This is a genomic window from Microbulbifer sp. MKSA007 (genome assembly GCA_032615215.1).
In the GTDB taxonomy this organism is placed as follows: domain Bacteria; phylum Pseudomonadota; class Gammaproteobacteria; order Pseudomonadales; family Cellvibrionaceae; genus Microbulbifer.
Genome location: CP128433.1, coordinates 4058250 through 4084025, shown reverse-complemented (window position 1 = coordinate 4084025; position 25776 = coordinate 4058250). Strand labels below are relative to the sequence as shown.

Sequence of the window (25776 nt, the reverse complement as noted above, 5' to 3'; positions counted from 1 at the left end):
CGGCGTCTATCTGTTGATTGTGATGGGATTTGGATTTTGGTGAAGATCAGTATTACGAAGGGGTTTAGGCTTAGCTATAAACACCATGTAAAAACCACTCTTCGGTTGTAAGATCCTGAAAGACCCAGTAGAGCTCATCTCTTCTATTTTTTGCGATATAGTAATCCCGCCCGTGACGCCCGTGCTGCCACCAATAGCCATCAATTCGCTCTGGCCCCTGTAATAGTTGTAGCTCTCCCTGATAAAATAATTTGTGCTCGCTACTTTCCAGTTTGGTTGGACGAGCTAATAGCCAATTGGGGCGCGGTGCTTGGATGGGCTTAATTTGCTGTCCCTTAGCGTTACTTTTAATTATCAGGGTATCTGTATTTTGCCAGGCCTGCTCCGGTAGGTAGCTTTCTCTCAGGGCGATTCCCGAGAGTGCTTGATGACCGAGGCGGGCTTTTAATTTGTCTAATAGCTGTTGGTTGCGTTTGTGTTGGCTGCCTTCACCAAATAAATCTTCATCCAGTGATCCCTGCTCCAAGGGGAGTAAATGCTTGCAATTTAAGCTGATCGATTGTACTGGCTGATCAAGAGTTGCTCTTTCCAATTGCAGTTTGGTTAGTGCTATTAGGCGTTGAGGGTCCAACTGCGGAGTGGAGAGTTCTACGGTTATTTCCTGAGATTTATTTTGGCCGAAATCCATATGCCAATTTAACTGTTGTGTGTAGAGCTGGCGCCGCTGCAACTGGGAGCATAATTCCCTTAGTAGGCGACCGATAGGAAATAGCAGCTGTTCGCTATTATCCAAGGGGCTGGGGAAAAATAGCTCGCTGCGGAATTGTGCTGGGGGCTGATAACTACAGACTGGATCTTGGCGAGTTCCGTTCAGGCGTGCCAGGTAGTCCACAAATGGACGACCAAAACGAGAGCCTACCTCAGAGAGTGGAATAGCGAGCAGCTGGCTTACTCGCTTGATACCACATGCGTAGAGCTTGGAAATAGTTTTGTTGTCGCAATTAAGGAGCTTGGATGGGGCAAAGCTAATCCACTGTCTCCACTGCTGAGGGCTGGGGGGAGAATCTGATTGCGCAAGCCAGCGCCGGTGTTCGGTCAGTTGGCTTAGCATATGAGCCGCACTGGGACTGTGGCTGAGGCCCATCAGGCTGTGGATTCCCATCTGCTCAAGCTCATCGCTCAGCTGTTGTATCAATGCCTTGAAGCCACCGCTGGCCTTTAGGCAGCCGCTCAGTTCCAGGTAGAGGTGGGCGGGAGTGCTCTCAGCATTGCTCATAGGCCCTGCGGACTGAGGTGATACAAGCGGTGTAAAGCTGTATGCCCACTGGGCCAGTTGCTGTAATTCTTGTTGTTCCCGCTGGGAATCGCGTTGTAGCAGCTGTAAGTCTGCACAGAGAGCAGACGCAGTAGCAATACTGAGCCCGGTCTCAACGCCGCATTGGGATGCCGCTGGGTTTCTATCAATCACCAACTGTTTTTCAACCACAACTTGGGCTAGAGCCTCTTCTCCTTGTAGCTGAGCGCGGGTCAGAACCTCTAACGGAAGCCTGGGGAATTGAATACAAAGCCAGAGCATGGAGCTATCCCTCGAAACCGTTCAGTGCATTGGTTGGTCCCGTCGGACCAGTTTTGCTGCTCTTGCCAAATAGAGGTTTTGGCCTGAATTTCCACCCAATTGCTTTAAAAGCCTTAGTGCCAGCTCTCCTTCCCTGGGGGTGAGCTGTAGGCGCAAGCTCGCGGGTGAGGGGTTTGCTGATTCACACTGAGGGCGAAAGTGGAAGTGCAGGCAGTCCCCATTGCGGGCAGCGAGTTGCAGGCGACGAAGATCTTTATGGTTCATGGATTGCCGCCCCTGCCAGCTGAGTAAGGCACCACAGCTTCCGGATTGTAGGGATTGCTCGATCGCCCAGAGAGTATCCTTGGGGCCTCGGGGGTGCAGGATCAGCAGGTTCTCAAGGCGGATACCACTGTTGGCCAATGAGGGCGCATAGGGGATATGGGGTGGATTGACCAGTATGACCATTTGCCCCCTCTGAGTGAGGCCTGCCAGGGCCGGTAGTATTAAGGTGAGTTCACCGATACCCATCTGGTCCATGAGTAGCTCAGTAGTGGCCCCTCTTGGCCAGCCGTGGTTCGCTAGGAGGGCATCGAGGCTTGGAAAACCACTGGCGATGCCGTTTCGCTGTCGTCGGGGTTCATTCGCTGCTTGCCAGATATCGGCTCTGGTGAGTAGCTGTGCCAGTTTCTGGTGTTTTGCCTGGCTTTCTAACTGATTGTTTTCTATGAAGTTTTCTGCGCTGCCCACGATTCCACCACTGAATTTTAGTCCGATCTGGCCACTGTCTTCGTCTTAATCTGTATGTGTATACAGTGATACTGTTAATTTATACAGTATCCATCCAGTGGCAACAAGTGAGAATTCATTGGATAGGCACTTTTTTGCACAGCCTAAACCGGCTATGATTCCGCCTCTTTAATTGAGCACTAATTATTCTATTCAGGGGGACGGAGTGAGTATCAAGTCCGACAAGTGGATTCGCCGCATGGCAGAGCAGCACGGTATGATTGAGCCTTTTGAGGCTGGTCAGGTGCGTCATAACGATAATGGCGATCGACTCATCTCCTATGGCACCTCCAGCTATGGCTACGATGTTCGCTGTGCTCGTGAATTTAAGATTTTCACCAATGTTCACTCAGCGACAGTTGATCCCAAGACCTTCGATGAAAACAGCTTTGTGGATGTTGAAGGCGACCACTGCATTATTCCGCCAAACTCCTTTGCCCTGGCGCGTACGGTGGAGTATTTCCGTATCCCGCGCTCTGTATTGACGGTTTGCCTGGGTAAATCCACTTATGCCCGTTGCGGTATTATCGTCAATGTGACGCCACTGGAGCCGGAGTGGGAAGGTCATGTGACTTTGGAGTTCTCCAACACCACTAACTTGCCCGCGAAGATCTATGCCAACGAGGGCGTGGCACAGATGCTGTTCTTCGAATCCGATGAAGTTTGTGATGTGTCCTATGCCGATCGTGGTGGCAAATACCAGGGCCAGCGCGGCGTTACCCTGCCTCGCACCTGATCACCGGTCTTACTGCAGTACTATTTCCTACCTATGACAGAGGTTTCTACCAGCCAGCTACCGGAAAGCGTCGATGTATTGGTCATTGGCGCTGGGGCAGCTGGACTAATGTGCGCGGCTACAGCGGGCCAGCGCGGGCGCAACGTGTTGGTCCTAGACCACGCCAACAAAGTCGGAAAGAAAATCCTGATGTCTGGTGGTGGCCGCTGCAACTTTACCAATCTCTACACCAGTGCAGAGAACTTCTACAGTAATAACCCCCATTTTTGTAAGTCCGCCTTGGCTCGCTATAGCCAGTGGGACTTTATTGCACTGGTGGAGAAGCACGGGGTTACCTACCACGAGAAAACCCTCGGTCAGCTCTTTTGCGACAATAAATCAAGGGATATTGTCGACTTGTTACTAGCGGAATGCCGTGCGGCCAAGGCACAGATCCGCACGCGCTGTAGCATTACTCAAATTCGAGCTTTGGGGCAGGGGTATAAGGTCGAAACCAGTATGGGGACGGTTACCTGTGAATCCTTGGTCGTGGCTACTGGAGGCCTTTCTATTCCCACCATGGGGGCGAGTGGATTTGGCTATGAGATTGCCCAGCAGTTTGGACTGGAGATAGTCCCGACACGAGCCGCACTGGTGCCGTTTACCCAGCATAAACGCCAGTTGGAGCGCCAGAGCACCCTGCCCGGTACCTCTCTTTCGGTGACAGCCTCTTGTGCTGAGGGCAGTTTTCACGAGCAGATGCTGTTTACTCACCGGGGGCTAAGTGGCCCTGCGGTTTTGCAAATTTCCAGCCACTGGCGAGAAGGTCAAACGGTAATATTTGACTTGGCTCCAGAGAAAAATCTGGCAGAGTGGTTACCGCTGCGCCGACAACAGAGCCCGGATAGCCACTTACACAGCGTTTTGGCTGAGGTTTGGAGCAAAAAGTTAGTACAGTTTTTCCTGCAGCGAGCGCAAATTGTTAGCCGCCCCCTAAAACAGTTTGGGGAGGGGGAGTTACAGCAAGCTGGGGAAAAGTTACAAAGCTGGAAATTGGTACCGGCGGGCACTGAGGGATATCGCACTGCTGAGGTAACATTAGGTGGAGTCGATACTGCACAGGTCTCTTCTCGTACTATGGAATGTAAAACCCGGCAGGGGCTTTATTTTATTGGTGAGGTTCTCGATGTAACCGGCTGGCTCGGCGGGTTTAACTTCCAATGGGCTTGGGCTTCAGGTCATGCTGCAGGAGAGGTGGCTTAATGGGAGATGTTATTCCTTTCAAAAGAAAAACCGCTTGGCAAAAGCACAAGGGCAGCACCCTGTGCAGGGAAGGTTTTCATAAATGGAAAGTGGTCACCGAGCGCAAGTTTGACGTAAAGCAGGGAAAGTTGGTTACTGAATATCGCTGTGAACGCTGCGGAAAAAAGAAAATTAAACACTTGTAAATTTTCATTCCCGCCAGATCGGGCATTCATAGGCCGACTCAATTAATAATTAGGTAATTTACTTTCCCCTACTAAGAGAGTTGTCAAAATTCAACATCTCTAATACGGGTGATTACTGCGAAAAGATATTTTGGGGTCTCAGGAATTTCTATAATTCACCTATCTATGATTACGGGGTTAGCAAATAATGCAACGTTACTGATGAGTTGCGCAGCAACGTTGCATAGGTTTATAAGTAGATTAAGAGACTGATTTGGTTTGCCCTGATAGATAGTCTACTGAACTGTGCCTCTTTAGGTTCAGCACGCCTTGTGTTACTTGCCATGTGATAGCCAGTGCACCGACGATAAACACGACATCACCAATAGTTCGTATCCATCTTAGAGTAACTAGCGTTCCACTTTGCATTAGGGTTTCACTGCGGGCATACCAAAGGCCTTCTGAAGCGCTCGCCATAAACTGGATAATACCGACCGGCAAAAGGCTGGTGAACAACATTAAAGCCAAACCTATATTCATCCACCAGAATGCCGTTTTCATCAATTTCTCGCTAAATATAAACTGGGGACGAATATATCTAAGAACGAGTAAACTAAAGCCCAATGCCAAGAACCCATATACTCCAAACAATGCACCATGGGCATGTGTGGCTGTGGTATTTAAGCCCTGAAGATAATATAACGCTATCGGTGGATTAATGGTAAAGCCAAGTACGCCTGCTCCTAACATATTCCAGAAAGCAACAGCTACAAAAAACATCAAAGGCCATTTGATTTTCACCATCCAGGGTGCACGATTTTTTAAGCTATAGTGATCCCAGGCTTCATAACCCAATAAGATAAGTGGGACCACTTCGAGCGCACTAAATGTGGCCCCTACCGCCATAACGGGTGTTGTCGTCCCTGAGAAATATAGGTGGTGAAAAGTTCCCGGTACCCCCTAGTAGAAATAATGACGCTGATACTAGAGAAGTCACAGTAGCCATGCGTTTAGATACAAGGCCCATACTGAAGAAGATAAATGCAAGCGCAGTTGTAGCAAAAACTTCAAAGAAACCTTCTACCCATAAGTGCACTATCCACCAGCGCCAAAACTCCATGACCGATATGTGTGTGCGCTCGCCATAAAAGAAGCCAGCACCATAAAACAATCCTATGGCAATTACGGAGGCAGTAAACAGGGCTAGCAGGTTTTTATCACCTTTTTGCTTTAATGCTGGAACAATGCCGCGCAGCATTAATGCCAACCATAATACGATGCCGGTAAATTTACCGATTTGCCATAGTCTGCCAAGATCTACAAATTCATATCCTTGATGACCTAGCCAAAAGCTGAGTTCTGGTGGCAGAGTTTGCGCAATGGCTAGATAATTGCCGACAAATGATCCAATAACGACTGCTATTAATGCCCAAAACAATATATCAACACCAAGTTTTTGGAACTTAGGATCTTTTCCACCGTTGATAATTGGAGCAAGAAATAGTCCGGCAGCTAAAAATCCTGTAGCTATCCAAAATAGAGCAGCCTGTATATGCCAGGTGCGTACCAGGCTGTATGGAAACCACTCCGATGTTTCTATCCCGTAGAATCCTTGTCCTTCGACGGTATAATGTGCAGTGAAACCACCTAAGAAAACTTGGAAAGTAAATAGTCCTACTATAGCTAGTAAGTATTTTCCAAGAGCTTTCTGTGAGGGAGTTAATTTAAAGGTGCTGATTGGATCTTGCTTGGGGGCAGTTGGGTGTTTGTCTTCGGTGCGTAGGAACGCCCATGCCCAAACTAGGGCGCCAATACCGGAAATCAATAAGACCACACTAATAATAGACCAAATAATATTTTCGCTAGTTGGCTTGTTGTCAATTAATGGTTCGTGGGGCCAATTGTTAGTGTAGGTTGCGCCACCTGTTGAACGCTCGGTTGAAGCTACCCAGGATGTCCAAAAGAAGAACTCAGTAAGTCGTGCTCGGCGATCAGCATCGGGCAGTGTAACCTCTTTCATTGCGTAATTTGCGCGGGTTGGCTGTAAAGCGGGATCACCTCCAAAAAGTGCATTATAATATTTTGCAGTTTTCTCTATAGCTGTGATTCTTCGCTTAGATAAAGTGGCAATTCCAGATTCGCTGCTATAGGTGTTGGTTCTATAATCTAATTTAAGATCATACAGAAGTTTGTGTTTTTCTCTTTTGGATAAAGATTCATATGGTAGGCCAAATTCCTCTTTTGCCGCTATTGATAACCAATTAATTAGCTCTCGATGTAACCAGTCAGCGGTCCAGTCTGGGGCTTGATAGGCTCCATGTCCCCAAATAGATCCCAGTTGCATTCCTCCAACGGATTGCCAAGAAGTTTGACCATCTAAAATTTTATCTTTAGTGGTCAGTATGTTGCCATTTTCTGAGACAAAGGCGTCAGGTATCGGAGGTGCTTTCCGATATATTTCACTGCCAAAATATCCGAGTATTGAAAAGGTTACAGCTAAAACGCCGATCAATGTCCACCAAAGAGATTTGTAAGTTCTCATCAGAATTATCCTTGCCAATATAAATTGGCTTTTTTAGCAATATGCTATTTAAACTATTAATTTTTGTATATCTCCCTAGGCTGCTTGTAAAACAAAACAACGTAAACATCGGGTATCTCTAATTTTTTGGAGTGGATCTATGCTACCTGATTGAGTGTTAATAGGTTTTAAGCCTGACTTTTCACGTTCTTGCTTAGCTGTGTTGATCTCACGAGATTGGCCTCCAGTAGAGGCGTTAACTTGCAACAGAAAAAACATAAACTCTCCTTTTCCTTGTGTTGCTTGAATAAATCAAATTGAGAATGGGTTTCTCAAAATAATGTTTGGTCTTGTAAGACATTGAATTTTTAGGTGACTGATACCTTGTATTTGGGTAATGAAAAGTGACCATTAATCGTTGTTAATCTGCCGCTCCTGGGTAGAGTTTACGTAAGCGAATATATCGATGTTCACTTCTCGGCCTCTTGGATTAATTAGCGACCTTGAATTCAGGAAAGCAGCCTCTGACTTCAGGGTGCTTTCGCTCGAAATTCCTCTAATAGCTTTTGGGGCAGTCATAAATAGCACATTCGGCTGTAACCGCAGCCTAAGGGCTAGGTTGAACGAACATTTGAGACTGAGCATTCTCTACCCCTTTATCTATACATGCATATAAGATGCATCTTTTGCGTGGCAATTTACACCTAAATCCCAATGATGTAAACTAGATGCATCTTTAAATTTTCAAGGGATGAAAATTCTTGGCTTCACAATGAGGGACTTTGCCAATGAAGATCACGCAATTTACCGACTACTCTTTGCGAGTGTTGATGTACCTTGCTATACAGGATCGAGAGTTAGTAACCATCAGAGAAGTTGCTGAGCGCTACCAAATATCTAAAAACCACCTAATGAAGGTGGTACAAGAGTTGAATCTCAAAGGCTACTTGATTGCAACCCGGGGTAAGTATGGTGGCATTCGGCTAAGCCGAACTCCTGAAGACATTAATGTTGGAGAGCTAGTTCGATTATTGGAGCAAGATACCGTGTTAGTAGAATGCTTTGGGACAAATAATCAATGTGTCATAACTCCTGCGTGTAGGTTAAAGAAAATGTTCGCCGAGGCTATGGAAAATTTTTTTATTTGTTTGGAGCAATACACCTTGGAAGACCTGGTATCAGGCCCGAGTCAGACTGACCTTATCAATATACTAGCTTTTCCTGCGAAAACTGAGAGGGCGCAGCAAGGTCCCTAGGTTAGGCTTATCTAATATTTGCTTGAGGGAGAAAAAGTACAGTTTTCCATTCAAAGCCTGGAATATTCATACTCTAGGATCTTTATTACATAAGGGGCTTTTTATCCCACCAGATGAAAAGCCGATCTTCAATTTCCTTTCACCCTATATCAGGATAGCCACTCAATGCACGTTGGTCTGACTTTTAGGTTTTAGGGGGTATTGGGAGTGCTTCCTGGAGTAGGGAAATACTCAGCGCACAAATTTATTGCTCCTGCACAAGCGCAACTCCTTGTTCTGGGAGATGGTTACTGAATATCGTTATGAGTGCTGTGGCAAAACGAAAGCGAGGATTGTGTCAATTTTGTCTTAAAGGAATCAGTTTAATCGGGAGTCGGCTTCCCTGCCTGAGTAGTGCGAGTATCGAAGTACTACGAACCCGCACGATACTGATTAACAACTTAAAAGCAGCAGCGAATTAATAACGATAGTAGCGACCGCGATAACGATAGTAATCTCTGCGCTTTCTTTCCCTATCATAGAGGTAGCCTGCACCGGCACCAATAACCGCACCTGCGGCAGTGCCACCAGGGCGCCCGCCACTGATCAAGGCACCTGTTACTGCGCCTATACCGACACCGGTGCCGATTCGGCGGTCGGTATCACTCATATTGGCGCAGCCCGTAACTCCAAGGCTTGCAGTCAATACTGCGGCCAAGCTGAGATATTTGATAGCTTTGATACGCATAGACACCTCTGTTACTGGAAGGTTGAGGTATAAAGAATCGGCGCAGGCCGACTATTTCGGAGCCAGTGTAGAGTCCGCATGCACTGGCAACAAATCCAAATTGGGAGTTTCATTCCCTTTTTTTGTCGATATTTAGGTGGTTGTTAAGGTGTTCGAAAAACAAGACTTGGTAGAACTGGCTCGACTCAAAATGCCATTTGGAAAATACTCGGGCCGGGTTTTAATAGATTTGCCTGAGGAGTACCTGCTTTGGTTCGCAAAAAAGGGGTTTCCAGAGGGGCGTCTAGGACAGTTGATGGCATTAGCCTTGGAGATAAAAGTAGCGGGATTGCAGGGGCTTATTGATCCACTGCGCTGACCTTTTAGCAGGTTTTCCCAGTATTGCAATCACCTTGGTCGGTTTGCTCTGCGGGACTTTGACATTAATATAGTAATGCCTAGGTGTGCTTTGCGGAGCGAAGCCCAAGAAAAAGCGGGCCGTAATGGAGACTGGACTGACCCGGAAATAGGCCCACAGCGGGTAACCACTGGTCTGAATGATTTCAGCGAGGTAGTAGCGGGAGTAGAGCCAGTCAGCTTAAAAGAGGGAGCGGTCGAAACGAATTCGGCCGCCACTCTTTTAAATTATTCTAAACTCAGTTCTCACCGACTAATATCCGCCGGAAATATTTTGTGAGAGAGTTGCCCGACTCGAAAGTCGGACGCAACTATCTACTAACTAACTGATCAGAGTGGGATTCGGATAACAACACCACCCATAGTGTGGCCCAGCTCAAAGTCAGTGCGCGGGCTGTCTACGTGATCGTTGTGACAGCTCACACAAGCAGGTGAAACACCTACATCCGCATATACTGCAGTGAAGTACTCGGTATCACCTAGTTTTTCGCGGCCGTAAAAGTTTTTCCCTGGGTTGTCGATTACGTACTGCAAGCCCTCTTTTTCCATCTCAGTGCGCGGTTTGTTTTGCTTGTTGATTGGCCACAGAGAGAGCAGGGCATAGTTAAAGCCAGACTCATTTTCGGCAACACGCTCAGCTCCCATACGCATCATCTGCGCGGGGAGTGGTAGCAATTTCTTATCTTGCCAGTGCTCATCAGCGTCGAGGATTTTCTCCTCGTTCTGCAGGCGGTTTACAACCTTGTTGGTGTAGTTGGCCCTGTCTGCCTCGATAACGGCAAAGATGGCATCCGCCATTCGCTCCGGAGCAACTCCCTGGTTTTTCTCACAGCCGGTGAGCAGTGCCAGTCCAGCGATAATACAAGCGGCAATACGCATATTTTCCCCTCCTATTGGGATTGATTTTGCTTGTTTTTGCTTTTGGTAATCCTTGCAATACGCTCGCGGATCAGCTCGAAGGTTTCATGCTTCTCTGCGGGTTTATGCTTGAAATTATTGTTAATCAGAGTTTTGTCAGCCAGGGCAGCAAGGGAGAATTCGGCTCCATGACAGCTCAGGCAAACGGGCATCATTTTTTCATTGGGGCGAAGGTTATGATTTTGATTATGGTTAACTACAACCTGTTCGCCATGGGTTTCCCGTGGTAAATGGCAGCTGGCACAGCTTACGCCACCCTCTGGGTTTGAATTCCAGGTATCGAAGTGAGGGGACTCTTTGTAAGAGAGACTGTGCTCATCACTGTGGCAACCCAGGCAAGCCTCTACAGCGGCAAATTGCAGATTTACTTCATGGGGCCCGTGACAACTGACACAGCTCAATTCATCCGTTGCGCTGGTATTCATGGGAAGGCGGGCCTGTTGCGGGGAGATGGCACCGACCTGCTGGATAAAGCCTTCTTCCAGCTTGTTGGACATGCGCATTCCATGTTTTCCTTGAGTGAAGGATTCTTTTTGATCGCTGTGGCAACTAGCACATTGCTCGACAATCTCAACGCTACTGAATAGCATTTGCCCATCGACGTGACAGCTGCTGCAGTTCACCTCTGTTTGTGCGTGAATACTCTGTGCCCAGACCGTTGCGATTTCTGCAGTCTGGCTAGAGCTGCTAATGTCTGCTTCGCTAACTTTTAAAGGGGCTTTATCTGAATGCTCATTTAGCCAGGACTGAACTGCTGTACGAGCGGGAAGCTTTGCAGTTTCCAATAGATCAGGTTGATCAACATGGGCGATAAGGAAGTCTTCATAGAGGGAGCCATTATCGTGATAGTTGTGGCAGCCCGCACTTGCGCAGGTTTCAAATCCCAGGTCTTTGTGACTACTGCGCTCTTCGGCAATATCGCTGTGGCAGTGAAAGCAAAAGTCGCCCGCCAGGGTTACTCCCATCTCTCCGGTGATTTGTGGTTTGTGCTCAGTGTGACAACTTACACATAGCCGGGCGTCAAGAGTCTCCAGAAGTACAGCATTGCGCGGATCTAAAAATTTCTGCCGGGGGTGTGAGTCGTCTACAAGCTCCAGTTCTTCCGCATGGCAATTCAGGCAAGCTTGCTGAACAGCATCCTCACCGGCAAAGCCATCGGTATGGCAGGAAGTACAAGCCAGCTCAATTTGATGGTGACCGTGCGTGGCATCTCCACTGATAAATAGAGATTTATCGTCAACGTTAAGGTTGTATGCCACCGCAGAGCCGATAGCCAGCGTTAGCAATACACCGTAATGCCAGAATTTAAATTGATATGATTTCATCTAGAAGTAATAAACCGCAAAAATATGGTAGGCGAGAAGGACCGGTAAGGCCCAGAGCAGGGCATAGTGAACTCGGGACCACCATTTTCGGTGTTCGCGAAGTTTCAGGTCAGTCCAGTGGTGGTTGCGCGCCATAAAAACGCCGACGAGAGAACCAGTTGCGGTTGCAGTTAGAAATACCAGCATCAATGCCAAATTCAGGTTTTCACCAAGGCGGAAGCCTGAATGTACAGCGAGAGCAAGTAGAGCGATTAAACCTGTAACGCTGTGTGCATAGCGCCAGTGATCGACATGCCCAAGGCTAAGTTTATTCCAACGTTTCCTGATACTGAGAGCGGCAGTAAACAAGCACATAGCGAGAATGGTATAGCCCGTAACCTGCTTCCAAAAATTGTCGTACCAGAGCTTTTCCCAAAAAAGTGCAGTCTGTACTGAGGGGGAAACTGGAGCTGGCGGCATCAGGAAAGCCAGGGCTATCAGGATTAATGACAGAACAGAAGTTATCAATATCCCCTTGGAGTGCCGCATTACCAAGTTGGGAGCTGGCACATCCAGAAGCTCAGCCATTAGTGGGCGGCAACTACCACAAACAGACCCGGCTGTTGTCGCTTGTTGCAGCTCATTTAAATTGCGCTTCCCAGCGGAAATAGCCTTGCATAATTCCCCTTTGGTGACAGAGTTGCACTGGCAGACTAGATAACTATCGGGAAAATCTTTAATGCTATTGCCGCTTTTTTTGGCAAACACTCGCCCTTCGCTTTCAAAGTCTTTCAGTGTGCGCAGAGAGATTTTTTGTTCCTGTGCTACAGTCTGACGCAATTCATTGGCTTCATCCCAGCTGCCAATATAAATGGCCCCAACGATGTATTCGCCTTTGATAAATAAGCGTCTATAGATCCCCTTAAAACGATTGCGATAGACATGGCTCTCAACGCCCTCTTGCTGATTGAGGTTTTCCGGGGTTACCTCTCCCATTATTCCGCAGGGAATATGGGCAATTTTCAGCTGAATATCGGTATAAGTGCCGGAGTAGGGCTGCGAGAGAGATTTACCGCTATGGTTGCGACGAATATGTGAGCAGCAGCTTTCAGCTTGTTCGTAGCCCGGTCGGACCAATTGGTAGACTTTCTTGTCAAACTCAGCGCACTCGCCTACGGCGTAAATATCCGGGTCGGAAGTTTGCATCCATTCATTGACTACGATTCCGCGTTTAGTTGAAAGTCCGCTCTGTTCGGCCAGGCTAATTTCCGGCTTAATTCCAGTGCACAACACGATAGCGTCGACGGGAATTTTTTCGCCACTTTCAAAAGTGAGTAGGCGCTTGCTATCGCTCTCTTCAATGGATGTTAGGGAGTCCGAAATTTTTAACTCTACACCCAGTGCAGTGAGTGCGGACTTTAGGAACTCCTCTCCTTCTTCACCCAGGAGCCCGCTGAGTAAGTGTCCTCTGGATTGTAAAGTGATGTTGTTTTTAGGTGTTTTTAACGCGGTTGCAGCTTCAAGGCCCAGAGCACCAGCACCGATAACACAGATGTCTGCATTCTGCTCCCTTAACTCAAGTAAATCATTGGTGTTACGCAGACTTCGAAAAGGGTAAACACCAGGCAGATCCGCACCCGGAATCTTCGGAATAATAGGATTTGATCCAGTCGCTATTATTAGCTTGGAATAAGGTTGTATATTCCCTGCAGCATCGGTGACTGTTTTTTTGGAGCGATCAATAGAGACTATTTTACGGTCAATATATTCTGCCAGGCGGTGGTCACTTTGACTGAGAATAGGGTTATCAAGCTCCTCCAACTCTACATGGCTTGATAGATATTGAGAAAGTTTAACCCGGTTGTAGGGAGACTCTGTTTCTGCTCCATAGATAACAATTTGAGCTTCATCACAGAATTCTAATAATTTTTGTGCACAACGCACACCCACCGGACCAGTACCGATAATTACATAAATTGGGTAACTGTTATCATTAGTGTGGATGCCGCTTGGTAATTGCTCGACAAGTGTGTCGTCTAGCTCAGTCATACCTCCCCCGACTGCTTTGATTTTCTATTAGTCTTTGTATTTTTAATTTGTCTGCCAGATGGCCTGCTAATTTTCTTAGACTAATATCCCACTCTTAGGTGTTTTTTTGAATTCTAATCCCTATATGTTTAAACAAAATTAAATAAACGTCTAGTACCGATTAGAACATGACGATAGAGAATTGGGTGTAAAGTAAGGTCAGGTCGGAAAATAAGGCTGGATTTAACTGATGCGCACAGTTTTTTTGGGGGGCTAAATGTATCTTGCCCAAATTCAGTGCTTAAATTTAATTTGGCTGTGAAAAATTGGTGGGGTGAGGGGAGTGCTTTCCAGTTACTTTGTGACCGCTGAGCGGCCAAAAAATATGCGGCCCCGTCCTTGTGGGCTGCGGACTGTAAAATAGTATGCCTATTGTAAAGATTTGTTTCCTATCGGCATTCCTAGGTTAAATATCTCACTACTCCTGATAAAAAAACTAAACGTTGCTTTTAGGAGGGCTGGTAAAGGACGTAGAGTTCTTTTTCTTCTAGGGCAGTACGACGAGTTAGCGCTTCACCGATTTTCTGATAATCCATTTTGAAGTCGCGAACCATTTCAGGAGTGAAGGCTTCGTGGTTATAGCGCTTGCAAAATTGCACAACAGCATTTGCAATTTCATTCATATCGGTGCGGAAATCTTTAACTACTTGCAGTGTGTGGGCATCGCCAGCCAGTGCTTGCTCCAGGTATACGTAAAAACGTACATTTTCTTTGATTAGATGGGCCTGGAAGCCAGATTTAAATTGGGTCAGTAGCTGCGATAGCTGGCGGTAGTTCTGCTTCTCATAACCCTCTGACCACATGCGCTGAAAAATACTGATCAAGGTGCGGTGATCGTCTTCAAGGGCTTTAATTAGAGTGGGATCGTAAGAGATTGTGCGGGCACCTTTAGCTCCTGCATAAGAGCTGCGAGTATATTTTTCCTCAAGGTCCGCCGCGTCTTCTGTTTTGTTACTTCGGAACATTCCAGAAATAAAACTAAGCATGAATTTAGTCTCAGTAAATTTAAAGGTTTGTTATTAGGTTTGATCGCGCCGCGAAGTTGGGGGTAACTTAAAGAAAGCAAAGCTATTTGGGTCCCGGCGGGCGTGGCGGATTTTACATTGGATGACAGTTGGTTTAACTGTTATGGAAGGGGCGAGTAAAGCAAAATTTTCAAAGTGGGACTTGTGTCACATTTTAGATCTTTGCTTTTTAATTTTTATCGAAATGCAGTTGATTATTGCCGGTAGAATCAAAATAAATTTAAATATCTAATTAATAAAAAAACCCGGCATAGCCGGGTTTTTTTAATTGCTTGAGCTTAGCGTTGCTCGAGCGGTACATAATCGCGCTGCGGGTAGCCGGTATACAGCTGGCGAGGACGACCAATTTTGTACGGATTGGAAATCATTTCATTCCAGTGTGCAATCCAGCCTGAAGTACGGCCGGTGGCGAAAATTACGGTGAACATATCGGTGGGGATACCGATAGCCTTCATAATAATGCCGGAGTAGAAATCTACGTTCGGGTAGAGTTTCTTCTCTACGAAGTAATCGTCCTCAAGGGCGATTTTCTCCAGCTTCTTGGCGATCTTCAGCAGAGGATCATTTTCTGCACCCATGGCGCCCAAAACTTCATCACAGATGCCCTGCATTACGCGGGAGCGTGGATCGAAGTTCTTGTAGACGCGGTGACCAAAGCCCATTAGGCGGAAGGGGTCATTCTTATCTTTGGCGCGCTTCACGAATTCGTCGATACGGCTTTCGTCGCCAATTTCCTGCAGCATGTTCAATACCGCTTCATTGGCACCGCCGTGAGCGGGTCCCCACAAAGTGGCAATGCCGGAAGAAATACAGGCGAACGGATTGGCACCAGAAGAGCCAGCCAGGCGGACAGTGGAGGTGGACGCATTCTGCTCGTGGTCTGCGTGCAGCAGGAAGATGATGTCCATTGCCTTGGCGACAACCGGGTCTATCTTGCTTGGCTCGCAGGGGTTGCCAAACATCATGTGCAGGAAGTTCTCGGAATAGCTGCGGCTATTGTCCGGGTACATGAAAGGCATGCCCTGGGAGTGCTTGTAGCACATGGCTGCCAGGGTTGGCATCTTGGCAATCAGGCGGTGGGCGGAAATCTCGCGGTGCTCCGGATTGGTGATATCCAGGGAGTCGTGATAGAAGGAAGCGAGGGCACCGACTACGCCACACATCATCGCCATTGGGTGGGCATCGTAACGGAAGCCTTTAAAGAAGCTCACCAGGGATTCGTGAACCATGGTGTGAGACATAATGGTGTCTACATACTTCTTCTTTTCTTCTGCGTTGGGCAGTTCGCCATTCATCAGCAGGTAGCAGGTTTCCAGGTAATCGGATTTTTCTGCCAGTTGCTCGATGGGGTAGCCGCGGTGCAGCAGTTGGCCCTTGCCGCCATCAATAAAGGTGATCTTGGAATCACATGAGGCGGTAGATACGAAGCCCGGGTCGTAAGTAAATAAGCCTTTACTGGTCAGACCGCCGACATCAATAACATCGGGGCCGAGGGTGCCGGAGCGAACTGGCATCTCAAGGGCGCCGTCGATACCATCGACTGTGAGGTGCGCTTTTTTATCGGACATTGCGGACTCCTAAAAATGTTCTTATGCCGGCCTTTTCCCGCTGTTTTCGGGAGCTAGCGGCCTTTTGAGCGGGGCCAAACTTAAGTGCCGCGCCGCAAATTGTCAAACCAAAAGGAATGGACGACCAGTCTATTGGCGACAGGATATCCGGTTCCGCTCCATACTCTTAGAGTATTTGTCTAGATAATGCACAGGAAAGTCTGAGGAAATCCCGCGATTCCCGATTTACTGCGCGATACTGGTGGGAACCCGGCGTAATCGCAGGCGTTCGTTGTGTTTTGACTAGTGAATGCCTATAATCCGCGCGGCTTGCGCCATGGTACGGCTACTTTGTATAAGGCTTCATCAGGTCGAGTGCAAAGTAATCAGCAAGCAGCTCGTCCCTCCATTGAAAAGCTAACGGGCGCCCGGTCGTTCAGGGCAACAAGGTGTTTTTCCTGTGAACAAAAACAGACCTGTCAATTTAGACATTTCCACTATAAAGCTTCCCGCTACCGCTGTGGTTTCCATTTTGCATCGTATTTCCGGTGTAGTGCTCTTCGTTGTTGTTGCACTACTACTGTGGATGCTCGATGTCAGTTTGGAATCCGAGCAGGGATTCGCCGAAATTGCAGCGGTATTTAACAGTATCCCTGCCAAGCTCATTCTCTGGGCATCGCTGGCGGCACTTATTTACCACATTCTGGCAGGTGTTCGTCATCTGTTTATGGATATGGGAGTAGGTGAAAGTCTCGAAGGCGGCCGTCGCAGCGCTGTGTCAGTGCTGGTGCTGGCTGTAATCCTTATTCTTCTGGCGGGAGTATGGTTGTGGTAAAAACAGTAACAAGCTTTGGCCGTAGCGGTACTTTCGATTGGCTCTACCAGAGAGTCACTGCGGTAATATTGCTCGCCTATACCCTCTTTATAGTGGGTTTTATCTTTTTTAGTAAAGACTTCGGCTACCAAGCCTGGTCCGAACTGTTCGCCCAGCGCTGGATGCGTGTTTTCAGCCTGGTTGCCTTGCTGTCCACCATTATTCACGCTTGGATTGGCCTCTGGTCCGTGGTAACTGACTACATCACCAACCGGATGATGGGCGGTAAAGCCACTGTTCTGCGCTTGTTCGTAGAAGTGATTCTGGCTGCCGTTGCCGTGTTGTACGCGGTGTGGGGCATTGAAATTCTTTGGGGTGTATAAGCAATGGCGAACATGCGTACTATTTCATTTGACGGGATTGTAATTGGTGGAGGCGGTGCCGGTATGCGCGCTGCCCTGCAGATGGCCCAGTCCGGCTATAAAACTGCGGTTATTACCAAGGTATTCCCGACTCGTTCTCACACAGTATCTGCCCAGGGTGGCATTACCTGTGCAATTGCCAGTTCAGATCCCAACGATGATTGGCGCTGGCATATGTACGATACCGTTAAGGGTTCCGACTATATCGGTGACCAGGACGCTATTGAATATATGTGTTCCGTAGGTCCGGAAGCGGTATTTGAGCTGGAGCACATGGGCCTGCCTTTCTCCCGTACTGAGGAAGGTCGTATTTATCAGCGCCCCTTCGGCGGTCAGTCTAAAGATTTCGGCCGCGGTGGCCAGGCTGCACGTACTTGTGCTGCTGCTGACCGTACCGGCCATGCACTGCTGCACACCCTCTATCAAAACAACGTTAAGCACAAAACCGAATTTCTGAACGAATGGTTTGCGATTGACCTGGTGAAGAACCAGGACGGTGCTGTTGTGGGTGTGATCGCCATGTGCATCGAAGATGGCGAAGTGGTTTATATCAAATCCAAAGCGACTGTATTCGCTACCGGCGGTGCCGGTCGTATCTTCGCTTCCACCACCAACGCACACATCAATACCGGTGACGGTGTCGGTATGGCCCTGCGTGCTGGCATGCCGGTCCAGGATATTGAGATGTGGCAGTTCCACCCCACTGGTATTTACGGTGCCGGTGTACTCGTGACCGAAGGTTGTCGCGGTGAGGGTGGCTACCTGATCAATAAAGATGGTGAGCGTTTTATGGAGCGCTATGCGCCCAACGCCAAAGACCTCGCTTCCCGCGACGTTGTGGCTCGCTCTATGGTTCTCGAGATTCTCGACGGCCGCGGCTGTGGCCCGGAAGGCGATCACGTATTCCTGAAGCTTGATCACCTGGGTGAAGAGCTGCTCAACAGCCGTTTGCCCGGTATCTGTGAGCTGTCCAAGACCTTCGCCCACGCCGACCCAGTTAAGGTGCCGATCCCGGTAGTACCTACCTGTCACTATATGATGGGTGGTATTCCCACCAACGTTCACGGTCAGGCTCTGACCCAGGACGCTGCGGGTAACGACCAGATTGTTGATGGCTTCTACGCCTGTGGCGAAGTTGCCTGTGTGTCCGTACACGGAGCCAACCGCTTAGGTGGTAACTCCCTGCTGGATCTGGTGGTATTCGGTCGCGCTTCTGGCCTGTTTATTGAGAAGTCCCTGCGCGAAGGTATCGAGCACCGCGAAGCTTCCGAGTCTGATCTCGAAGCCGCTATGGCTCGCCTGAATCACCTGGAAACCAATGAGAAGGGTGAGAAGGCTGCCGACCTGCGCAAAGAGCTGCAGGGCGTGATGCAGAACCACTTCGGCGTATTCCGTCGCGGCGACTTTATGGCCGAAGGTGTGAAGAAGCTTGCAGATCTGCGCGAGCGTATTGAAAATGTGCGCCTCGAAGACAAGAGCCGCGCGTTTAACACCGCCCGTGTTGAAGCGCTGGAGCTGCAAAACTTACTGGAAGTTGCCGAGGCCACTGCAGTTGCTGCAGAGACCCGTACTGAGAGCCGCGGTGCTCACGCCCGTGAGGACTTCCAGGAGCGCGATGATGAAAACTGGCTGTGCCACTCTATGTATTTCCCCACGGAAAAACGTGTTGGCAAGCGTGCAGTAAACTTCGCGCCTAACACTATGGAAGCCTTTGAACCGAAAGCTCGGACTTACTGATTCGGGAGCGGAATAGAGTATGTTGAAAGTAAGCATTTACCGTTACAACCCGGAAACCGACAAAGCGCCTTATATGCAGGACTATGAACTGGACACCAAGGGCAAGGACCTGATGGTGTTGGACGTTCTGGAACTGCTGAAAGCCGAAGATCAGACCTTGTCTTTCCGTCGTTCCTGCCGTGAGGGCGTTTGTGGCTCCGACGGTATGAACATTTCCGGTCGCAATGGTCTGGCGTGCACTACGCCACTGTCTGAAGCTGCCCCCAAGGGTAAACTGGTTCTGCGTCCGCTGCCGGGCCTGCCTGTTATCCGCGACCTGGTTGTGGATATGGAGCAGTTCTACGAGCAGTACAAGAAGATTGAACCGTACCTGCAAAACGATACCCCGGCTCCGGCCATCGAGCGTCTGCAGTCTCCGGAAGATCGCGAAAAGCTTGACGGTCTGTACGAGTGTATCCTGTGCGCCTGCTGTTCCACTTCCTGTCCGTCTTTCTGGTGGAATCCGGACAAGTTTATCGGCCCAGCTGGTTTGTTGCAGGCTTACCGCTTCCTGGCAGATAGCCGCGACCTGGCTACTGATGAGCGCCTGTCAAATCTGGATGACCCCTTCAGCGTATTCCGTTGTCACGGTATTCAAAACTGTGTCAATGTTTGCCCGAAAGGACTGAATCCGACGCGCGCGATCGGCCATATCCGCAATATGCTGCTGACCCGCGCCGTGTAGGGGATGCTGCGGCCGGTTATCGGCCCGCTGGGGTTCGCGCTCTGCGAACCCGGTGCCAGGTAGGGTGCCAAGCAAACGACAAAAAGCCGGTTCTAACCGGTAAAAAACTGAAAAGGGGAGGTGGCTTTGTGCGCCTCCCCTTTTGTGAGTGAAAGGAAAGCGCAGTGGCTCAAGAGAAGATAAGCACACTGCAATTGAGGTAGGCATCAACATGCACGAAAGTACCATGGAGCAGCTGTGGCGTAGCTCCCATATCTCCGGGGGCAATGCTGCCTACGTGGAGGAGCTTTACGAGACCTATCTGCACGACCCCAACGGTGTCCCCGAGGAGTGGCGCAATTATTTCGATAGCCTCCCCCGCGTTGAGGGCAGCAGCGATGTTTCCCACGCCGCTGTTCGCCAGCACTTTGAGCTGCTCAGCAAACACCGCGCGCGTCCGGTGGCCGCTCCCGGTGCGGCCGGCTCTGCCAATATTGAGCACGAGCGCAAGCAGATTAAAGTTCTGCAACTGATCGATTCCTACCGCCATCGCGGCCATAAAAAAGCGACCCTCGACCCCCTGGGTTTGATGGCTCGCGAACAAGTGCCCGACCTGCAACTGAGCTACCACGGCCTGACTGAAGGTGATTTCGATACCACTTTCAATACCGGTAGCCTGTTCCTCGGTAAAGAAGAGGCGACCCTGCGTGAAATCGTCGAGGGTTTGGAGAATACCTACTGTGGCAATCTGGGTGCGGAGATCATGCATCTCTCCAACCTGGAAGAGCAGCAGTGGTTCCAGCAGCGCCTTGAGCGCAGCCAGTCTAAAGCCAACTTCGGCACCGACATCCAGATTGAAATCCTGCAGCGCCTTTCCGCCGCTGAAGGCCTGGAGCGCCACCTGGACTCCAAGTACCCCGGCACCAAGCGCTTCGGTGTAGAGGGTGGTGAGAGCCTGATCCCGATGATGGATGCCCTGATCCGTCGCTCCGGCACCTACGGGGTGAAGGAAGTGGTGATCGGTATGGCCCACCGCGGCCGCCTGAATACCCTGGTTAATATCCTCGGTAAAAACCCTGCGGATCTGTTCCAGGAGTTTGAAGGCAAGAAGACCCTCGATACTTCCGGTGACGTGAAGTACCACCAGGGCTTCTCTTCCAACGTGATGACTCCCGGTGGGGAAGTGCACTTGGCCCTGGCCTTTAACCCGTCGCACCTGGAAATCAGTGCGCCTGTGGTAGTGGGTTCCGTACGCGCCCGCCAGGATCGCCGCAAAGATGCGACCGGTGAGAAAGTAATGCCGATCAACATCCATGGCGACGCGGCTTTTGCCGGCCAGGGTGTGGTGCAGGAAACCCTGCAGATGTCCCAGACCCGCGGTTACTACACCGGCGGTACTGTGCACATCGTACTGAACAACCAGGTGGGCTTTACCACCAGCAAGCGCGAAGATGCCCGCTCCACCGAGTACTCCACCGATCCCGCTAAGATGATCGATGCGCCGGTGCTGCACGTAAATGGCGACGACCCGGAAATGGTCGTATTGGCCGCGCTGCTGGCGGTGGACTACCGCTACGAATTTAAGAAAGACATCGTTATCGACCTGGTCTGCTACCGTCGTCGCGGCCACAACGAGACCGATGACCCCTCTGGTACCCAGCCGCTGATGTACCAGACTATCCGCAAGCACAAGACTACCCGCACGCTCTATTCCGAGAAGCTGGTGGGCGAGGGCATCCTGGACAAGGTTGCCGCAGACAAGCTGGCTAACGACTACCGCGACAAACTGGATGCCGGTGAAGACGTTGCTACCGGTCTTGTGAAGAAGCCGGACTCCTCCATGTTTGTTGACTGGAGCCCCTACCTGGGCCACGACTGGCAGGTGCCTGCAGATACCGGCTATGCGCTGCCGAAGCTGCAGGATGTCGCTACTCGCATGACCAACGTGCCCGACGGCGTGGTAATGCAGCGCCAGGTCTCCAAAATTTATGAAGACCGCCGCAAAATGGCCGGTGGCGCCCTGCCTCTGAACTGGGGCATGGCGGAAACCCTGGCTTACGGTACTCTGCTGGAAGAGGGCTTTATGGTCCGCTTTACCGGTGAAGACGTGGGTCGCGGTACCTTCTCCCACCGCCACGCGGTGGTTCACAGCCAGAAAGACGGTCAGAGCTACGTGCCTTTGCAGCATATGTTTGAAGACCAGCCGCCTTTCTATATCTACGACTCGCTGCTGTCCGAAGAGGCGGTGTTGGCGTTTGAATACGGCTACGCCACCACGACACCAAAGTCCCTGGTGGTGTGGGAAGCCCAGTTTGGTGACTTCGCCAACGGTGCCCAGGTTGTGATCGACCAGTTCATCACTTCCGGTGAGCACAAGTGGGGCCGTATGTGCGGCCTGGTAATGCTGTTGCCGCACGGCTATGAAGGTCAGGGCCCAGAGCACTCCTCTGCGCGCCTCGAGCGCTTTATGCAGCTGTGTGCGGAGCACAATATCCAGGTGTGTAACGCCACTACCCCGGCACAGATCTTCCATCTGCTGCGTCGCCAGGCTGTGCGCCCCATGCGTCGTCCTCTGGTGATTATGAGTCCAAAGTGGATTCTGCGTCACAAGCTGGCCACTTCCAGCCTGGAAGAGCTGGCAGAAGGTCGCTTCCACAACGTGATCCAGGACCAGGGCGTAGATCCAGACAAAGTGAAGCGTGTGGTTCTGTGTTCCGGCAAGGTTTACTACCACCTGCTGGAAGCCCGTATGGAGCGCGAACAGGAAGATGTGGCGTTCGTACGAATCGAGCAGCTGTACCCATTCCCGGACGAAGAGTTTGTGGAAGCGGTTTCCGCATTCAAGAAGATCAAGAGTGTTGCCTGGTGTCAGGAAGAGCCCATGAACCAGGGCGCCTGGTACTCCAGCCAGCACCACTTGCGTCGCCTGTTGTCGGAAACCCATCCGAAGCTGGATCTGGAATATGTGGGCCGCGCCCCATCCGCAGCACCTGCGGCGGGCTATATGTCCACGCACCTTGAAGAACAGAATAAGTTCATCAACGAGGCGCTGACCGTCAAATAACCGGCGGCAGTAATAAGTGAAGAGTCAATCTCAGGAAACAGAAAAAATGACGATCGAGATTAAAGCGCCAACTTTCCCTGAATCAGTTCAGGACGGAACTGTCGCCACCTGGCATAAACAACCCGGTGAAGCTGTGTCCCGCGATGAACTGATCGTGGATATCGAAACCGATAAAGTTGTGCTGGAAGTTGTTGCACCTGCCGATGGTGCCCTGACTGAAATCATCAAGGGTGAGGGCGATACCGTTCTCTCCAATGAGGTGATTGCCAAGTTTGAAGCGGGCGCTGGCGCAGCTGCTGCCCCGGCGGAAGAAAAAGCAGAAGCTCCGGCTGCCGAAGCCGCAGCTCCTGCGGCTGGCGACAAAATTGCCATGCCATCTGCCAAGAAAATGGCTGCTGAGAAGGGCGTAGACCTGGCGGGTGTTGAAGGCACTGGCAAGGGTGGTCGCGTTCTCAAGGAAGACGTAATGAAAGCGGGCACTGCGCCGGCTGCCGCTGCTGCACCTGCCGCCGCTGTTGCTGAAGTTGCGGTTGCTCCGGGTGAGCGCGTAGAGAAGCGTGTTCCCATGACCCGTATGCGCAAGCGTATCGCTGAGCGCCTGCTGGACGCTTCCCAGTCCACCGCCATGCTCACCACCTTTAACGAGGTGAACATGAAGCCGATTATGGACCTGCGCAAGAACTACAAAGACCTGTTTGAGAAGACCCACAACGGCACTCGCCTGGGCTTTATGGGCTTCTTCGTAAAAGCTGCAGTAGAAGCGCTGAAGCGCTACACCGCAGTGAACGCGTCTATCGACGGCAACGATATCGTTTACCACGGTTACCAGGATATCGGTGTAGCGGTTTCCTCTCCGAAAGGCCTGGTTGTGCCGATTCTGCGCAATGCGGAGAACATGGGCCTGGCGGATATGGAAAACAATATCCGCGATCTGGGTGTTCGCGCCCGCGATGGCAAACTGTCTATCGAAGAGATGACTGGCGGTACCTTCACCATCACCAACGGTGGTGTCTTCGGTTCCCTGCTGTCCACTCCGATTTTGAACCCACCGCAAACTGCAATTCTGGGTATGCACAAAATCCAGGAGCGCCCGATGGCGGTAAATGGCAAGGTGGAAATCCTGCCGATGATGTACCTGGCGCTGTCCTATGACCACCGTCTGATCGATGGTAAGGAAGCGGTTGGCTTCCTGGTAGCGATCAAGGAAATGATCGAAGATCCAGCGCGTATCTTGCTCGAAGTTTAAACAATAAATCTTGGGGCCTGCGGGCCCCCTCGATCACACTGCATTAGAAATATCTGGAACTGATCATGTCCGAAAAATTTGACGTAATCGTAATTGGCTCCGGTCCTGGTGGTTATGTCGCTGCCATCCGTGCCGCTCAGTTGGGCTTGAAAACGGCTTGTATCGAAAAGTGGAAAAACAAGGAAGGTAAATACGTAAATGGCGGTACCTGCCTGAACGTTGGCTGTATTCCTTCCAAGGCACTGCTGGACAGCTCCTGGAAATACCACGAAGCCAAAGATGCTCTCGACGTGCACGGCATTGAAGTCGGCAAGGTCAAGATGGATGTGAGCAAGATGATCGAGCGCAAAGGCGAGATCGTTAAGAAGCTGACCGGTGGTGTAGCAGGTCTGTTCACAGCCAATAAAGTAACCTCCATTTTCGGCACCGGCAAACTGCTGGCGAACAAGAAAGTGGAAGTAACCGACGACGAAGGCAACAGCACCGTCTACGAAGCTGAAAACGTCATTCTGGCTTCCGGTTCTGTACCGGTAAATATTCCGCCCGCTCCGGTAGATAACAAAATTATTGTCGATTCCACTGGTGCTCTGGAATTCACTGAAACTCCAAAGCGTTTGGGTGTTATCGGTGCCGGTGTTATCGGTCTGGAGCTGGGCTCTGTATGGAACCGCCTGGGCTCTGAAGTGGTTGTTCTGGAAGCGATGGATAAATTCCTGGCGATCATGGACCAACAGGTTGCCAAAGAGTCCCAGAAGATCTTCAAGAAGCAGGGCCTGGATATCCGCCTCGCTTGCCGCGTAACCGGCTCCGAAGTGAAAGGCGATGAAGTGGTTGTTACTTACCAGGACAAAGATGGTAAAGAGCACCAGGAAACTTTCGACAAGCTGATCGTTTGCGTTGGTCGTCGTCCTTACACCGAAGGCCTTCTGTCTGAAGATGCCGGTGTGAAGATGGACGAGCGTGGATTCATCTATGTCAATGACCTGTGCATGACTTCTGCACCGGGCGTATGGGCGATTGGTGACGTGGTGCGCGGCCCAATGCTGGCACACAAGGCCTCAGAAGAAGGTGTTGTGGTTGCCGAGCGCATCGCTGGCCAGAAGCCGATGATGAACTACGACGTGATCCCCAACGTTATTTACACTCACCCGGAAATCGCTGCGGTTGGTCGCACCGAAGAGCAGGTGAAGGCCGATGGCGAGCCCTACAACGTAGGCAGCTTCCCGTTTGCTATCAACGGCCGCGCTATGGCCGCCAACGATACCCAGGGCTTTGTGAAAATCATTGCTCACGCGGAAACTGACCGCGTACTGGGTGCCCATATTGTTGGCCCGTCTGCCGCAGACCTGGTTCAGCAAGTGGCGATCGCGATGGAATTCGGCTCCAGTGCTGAAGACATCGGTATGACGGTATTTGCGCACCCGACTCTTTCCGAAACTGTGAAAGAAGCGGCGCTGGGAGTGAACGGCCATGCGATTCACACCGTAAATCGCAAGAAGCGCAAGTAAGAATATTTTTCGAT

The 25776-nt window shown here is 50.2% G+C and carries 20 protein-coding genes and 1 pseudogene; 12 read left to right on the top strand and 9 right to left on the bottom strand.

The genetic code is table 11. The features are described from left to right. Positions 1-70 precede the first annotated feature (70 nt). On the bottom strand, positions 71-1576 hold the full coding sequence (locus QT397_21065) for a DNA polymerase Y family protein (GenBank protein ID WNZ55329.1): 1506 nt from the start codon (positions 1574-1576) through the stop codon (positions 71-73). A gap of 21 nt (positions 1577-1597) precedes the next feature. Then, entirely contained in the window at positions 1598-2305 is a 708-nt protein-coding gene (gene imuA, locus QT397_21060) for a translesion DNA synthesis-associated protein ImuA (protein WNZ55328.1), read from the bottom strand. A gap of 205 nt (positions 2306-2510) precedes the next feature. On the opposite strand from imuA, the gene dcd reads away from it, so the two are divergent. The 3 genes from dcd to QT397_21045 are packed head-to-tail and all read left to right on the top strand — an operon-like array spanning position 2511 to position 4507. Continuing rightward, positions 2511-3080 (top strand): dCTP deaminase, encoded by a 570-nt coding sequence (dcd, locus tag QT397_21055; protein WNZ55327.1) that lies wholly within the window; start codon positions 2511-2513, stop codon positions 3078-3080. 33 nt (positions 3081-3113) lie between these two features. Next, a complete protein-coding gene (locus QT397_21050) occupies positions 3114-4322 on the top strand; it encodes an NAD(P)/FAD-dependent oxidoreductase (GenBank protein ID WNZ55326.1) in 1209 nt (402 codons plus the stop codon). Next, entirely contained in the window at positions 4322-4507 is a 186-nt protein-coding gene (locus QT397_21045) for a hypothetical protein (protein WNZ55325.1), read from the top strand. The genes QT397_21050 and QT397_21045 overlap by 1 nt, the downstream gene beginning before the upstream one ends. A 240-nt stretch (positions 4508-4747) precedes the next feature. On the opposite strand, the pseudogene QT397_21040 reads toward QT397_21045, so the two are convergent. After that, positions 4748-6506: pseudogene (locus QT397_21040) on the bottom strand (nitric-oxide reductase large subunit). A gap of 1289 nt (positions 6507-7795) precedes the next feature. Here QT397_21040 and QT397_21035 point away from each other — a divergent pair. Next, positions 7796-8263, top strand: a complete 468-nt coding sequence (locus QT397_21035) for an Rrf2 family transcriptional regulator (GenBank protein WNZ55324.1) — start codon at positions 7796-7798, stop codon at positions 8261-8263. A gap of 457 nt (positions 8264-8720) precedes the next feature. On the opposite strand, the gene QT397_21030 is transcribed toward QT397_21035, so the two are convergent. Continuing rightward, positions 8721-8990 carry a hypothetical protein gene (locus tag QT397_21030; protein WNZ55323.1) on the bottom strand — a complete coding sequence of 90 codons (270 nt, stop codon included), beginning with the start codon at positions 8988-8990 and terminating at the stop codon, positions 8721-8723. 148 nt (positions 8991-9138) lie between these two features. Here QT397_21030 and QT397_21025 point away from each other — a divergent pair, with 148 nt between their 5' ends. Beyond that, a complete protein-coding gene (locus tag QT397_21025; protein ID WNZ55322.1) occupies positions 9139-9348 on the top strand; it encodes a DUF3820 family protein in 210 nt (69 codons plus the stop codon). 368 nt (positions 9349-9716) lie between these two features. On the opposite strand, the gene QT397_21020 is transcribed toward QT397_21025, so the two are convergent. The 5 genes from QT397_21020 to gltA all read right to left on the bottom strand — a co-directional run bounded on the left by QT397_21020 (position 9717) and on the right by gltA (position 16289). Further along, complete coding sequence (locus QT397_21020) at positions 9717-10265, bottom strand: DUF3365 domain-containing protein (GenBank protein ID WNZ55321.1); 549 nt, start codon at positions 10263-10265, stop codon at positions 9717-9719. Positions 10266-10276: 11 nt separating this feature from the next. After that, positions 10277-11629: a cytochrome c3 family protein gene (locus tag QT397_21015; protein ID WNZ55320.1), complete on the bottom strand. Its 1353-nt coding sequence runs from the start codon at positions 11627-11629 to the stop codon at positions 10277-10279. Continuing rightward, positions 11630-13657 (bottom strand): FAD-dependent oxidoreductase, encoded by a 2028-nt coding sequence (locus tag QT397_21010; protein ID WNZ55319.1) that lies wholly within the window; start codon positions 13655-13657, stop codon positions 11630-11632. Between the two features lie 488 nt (positions 13658-14145). Continuing rightward, a complete protein-coding gene (locus QT397_21005; GenBank protein ID WNZ55318.1) occupies positions 14146-14682 on the bottom strand; it encodes a hemerythrin domain-containing protein in 537 nt (178 codons plus the stop codon). A 317-nt stretch (positions 14683-14999) separates the two neighbouring features. After that, positions 15000-16289, bottom strand: a complete 1290-nt coding sequence (gene gltA / locus QT397_21000; GenBank protein ID WNZ55317.1) for a citrate synthase — start codon at positions 16287-16289, stop codon at positions 15000-15002. A 439-nt stretch (positions 16290-16728) separates the two neighbouring features. Between gltA and sdhC the strand changes: the two genes are divergently transcribed. The 7 genes from sdhC (at position 16729) to lpdA (ending at position 25762) form a co-directional block, all read left to right on the top strand. Continuing rightward, positions 16729-17103, top strand: a complete 375-nt coding sequence (sdhC, locus tag QT397_20995) for a succinate dehydrogenase, cytochrome b556 subunit (protein ID WNZ55316.1) — start codon at positions 16729-16731, stop codon at positions 17101-17103. Next, positions 17097-17465: a succinate dehydrogenase, hydrophobic membrane anchor protein gene (gene sdhD / locus QT397_20990; GenBank protein WNZ55315.1), complete on the top strand. Its 369-nt coding sequence runs from the start codon at positions 17097-17099 to the stop codon at positions 17463-17465. The genes sdhC and sdhD overlap by 7 nt, the downstream gene beginning before the upstream one ends. A 3-nt stretch (positions 17466-17468) precedes the next feature. Then, complete coding sequence (sdhA, locus tag QT397_20985) at positions 17469-19241, top strand: succinate dehydrogenase flavoprotein subunit (protein WNZ55314.1); 1773 nt, start codon at positions 17469-17471, stop codon at positions 19239-19241. 19 nt (positions 19242-19260) lie between these two features. Continuing rightward, the gene (locus tag QT397_20980) at positions 19261-19965 is read left to right on the top strand and encodes a succinate dehydrogenase iron-sulfur subunit (GenBank protein WNZ55313.1); all 705 of its coding nucleotides are present in this window, start codon (positions 19261-19263) and stop codon (positions 19963-19965) included. Between the two features lie 211 nt (positions 19966-20176). Continuing rightward, positions 20177-23008 carry a 2-oxoglutarate dehydrogenase E1 component gene (locus tag QT397_20975; protein ID WNZ55312.1) on the top strand — a complete coding sequence of 944 codons (2832 nt, stop codon included), beginning with the start codon at positions 20177-20179 and terminating at the stop codon, positions 23006-23008. Between the two features lie 46 nt (positions 23009-23054). Continuing rightward, positions 23055-24254, top strand: a complete 1200-nt coding sequence (odhB, locus tag QT397_20970) for a 2-oxoglutarate dehydrogenase complex dihydrolipoyllysine-residue succinyltransferase (protein ID WNZ55311.1) — start codon at positions 23055-23057, stop codon at positions 24252-24254. Between the two features lie 65 nt (positions 24255-24319). Then, a complete protein-coding gene (gene lpdA / locus QT397_20965; protein ID WNZ55310.1) occupies positions 24320-25762 on the top strand; it encodes a dihydrolipoyl dehydrogenase in 1443 nt (480 codons plus the stop codon). Positions 25763-25776 lie beyond the last annotated feature (14 nt).